Annotated in this window: 2 protein-coding genes; both read right to left on the bottom strand. The window is 75.9% G+C overall.

Going from position 1 to position 2,112, the window contains the following annotated elements; all coding sequences use genetic code 11:
- Nucleotides 1-1,216: acyclic terpene utilization AtuA family protein (locus QMF80_RS37815; RefSeq protein ID WP_283461950.1), on the bottom strand; the 1,216-nt coding region annotated here is incomplete at its 3' end.
- Between the two features lie 65 nt (nt 1,217-1,281).
- Entirely contained in the window at nt 1,282-2,067 is a 786-nt protein-coding gene (locus QMF80_RS37820; protein WP_283461952.1) for a TIGR03084 family metal-binding protein, read from the bottom strand.
- Nucleotides 2,068-2,112 lie beyond the last annotated feature (45 nt).

The raw sequence follows: 2,112 nt of genomic DNA on the forward strand, positions 1-2,112 counted from the left end.
GGGGCTGGAGGGGGAGGCGGGTGGCGGTGGGGAGGACCGCCGTGTGGGGGACCACGGCCGCCGTGATGGTCGCGGCGCTGAACACCCCGTACGGCTGGGCCGGGCCCGGTGGGGCGGTCACGTGGAAACCGGGGTAACTGGCCAGGGCCAGCTCGATGGCCGCCGAGGTCAGGGCCCGCCCGACGCGGTCGGCGGACGGGTCCCGGACCACCAGCCGCAGCAGGGCGCTCGCCGTCTCCTGGGTGTCCGGGTCCGCGTGATCGGTACGGGCCAGGGTCCAGCCGACGTCGGCGACGCCTTCCAGCACTCCGGCGAACTGGGCCCGTACGAGGGCCGCCTTGGCCTCGATGTCCAGGCCCGTCAGGACGAACACCACCTCGTTGCGCCACCCGCCGATACGGGTGACCCCGACCTTCAGCGTCGGCGGCGGCGCCTCGCCCCGCACCCCGCTGATCCGGACCCGGTCCGGGCCGTCGTCGGTGAGCCGTACGGTGTCCAGCCGGGCCGTGACGTCGGGGCCGAGGTACCGGGCGCCCTGGGTCTCGTACAGCAGCTGCGCCGTGACCGTGCCGGTGGTCACCGCACCGCCCGTACCGGGGTGCTTGGTGATGACGCACGAGCCGTCCGCCTCGATCTCGGCGAGCGGGAAGCCGGGGTGGTGCGGGGCGTGCCGCGTGAAGAAGGAGTAGTTGCCGCCGGTGGCCTGGGTCCCGCACTCCAGGACGTGCCCGGCGACCACCGCTCCCGCCAGCCGGTCGTGGTCCCCGGCCGCCCAGTCGAACCACCAGGCCGCCGGGCCGCTGACGAGCGCCGCGTCCGTGACCCGGCCGGTGACCACGACGTCCGCGCCCGCCCGTAGACAGGCCGTGATCCCGGCGCCGCCGAGGTAGGCGTTGGCGGTGAGCACGCCCTCGGCGTACGGCATCAGGTCGTCGCCCTCGACGTGCGCGACGGTCACCGGTACGCCGACCTTCGCGGCCAGTTGACGTACGGCGTCTGCCAGCGCGGCCGGGTTGAGACCGCCCGCGTTGGCGACGATCCGTACGCCCCGCTCGTGCGCGAGGCCGAGACCCTCCTCCAGCTGGCGCAGGAAGGTCTTCGCGTACCCGAGGCCCGGATCCTTGAGGCGGTCGCGGCCGAGGATCAGCATGGTCAGCTCGGCGAGGTAGTCCCCGGTCAGGACGTCCAGCTCGCCGCCGGTCAGCATCTCGCGCATCGCCGAGAGCCGGTCACCGTAGAACCCGGACGCGTTGCCGATGCGCAGCGCGCGCCGCTGCCCGCTCACGCGGGGCCGCCGGCCGGTTCACGGCCGGGCCCGGCCGGGCCCGCGAAGGCCTGGGCGATGTCGAGCCACTGCTCGGCGTCGGCGCCCCGCGCCAGGACGGCGAGGTCGGCGCGGTGGGCCCGCTGGGTGACCAGCAGGCAGAAGTCGAGGGCGGGCCCGGTGACCCGCTGCGGGGCGTCCGGGGGGCCGTACGTCCATACGCCGGCCCCGTCGGGAGCCGTCAGCTCGACCCGGAACTCCCCGACGGGCGCGGGCAGTCCCCGTACGGCGAAGGCGTAGTCGCGGGCCCGCACCCCGATCCGGGCGACGTGCCGAAGCCGGTCGGTGGGCGCACGGCGCACGGCGAGCGCGTCGGCGATGTCCTGGCCGTGCGCCCAGGTCTCCATCAGCCGGGCGCTGGCCATCGAGGCGGCCTTCATCGGCGGCCCGTACCAGGGGAAACGCGCGTCGGGCGAGGCTGCGGCGAGTGCCCGGTCCAGGGCCGTACGTCCGCCACGCCAGCGGGACAGCAACTCCCCGGGCCCGAGCGCGGCGCCCTCGGCCGCCCCCTCGTCGACGAACCGCTCGGGCGCGGCGAGCGCCTCCGCGACCATCCGCCCGAATCCGTCGGCGTCGGTGAGCGACACCAGGGCCGCCCGGTCGGTCCAGGCCAGGTGCGCGATCTGGTGGGCGACGCTCCACCCGGGCGCGGGGGTGGCCTTGGCCCACCCGGCCTCGGGCACGTCGGCGATCAGCCGCTCGAGTGCGTCGCCCTCCGCACGCAGATCCGCGAATACGGCGATGGGGGCGGATGCGGAGGCGGGGGTGGGGGCGGGTGAAGGCGGGGG

It is taken from the genome of Streptomyces sp. G-G2 (genome assembly GCF_030063135.1).
Classification (GTDB): domain Bacteria; phylum Actinomycetota; class Actinomycetes; order Streptomycetales; family Streptomycetaceae; genus Streptomyces.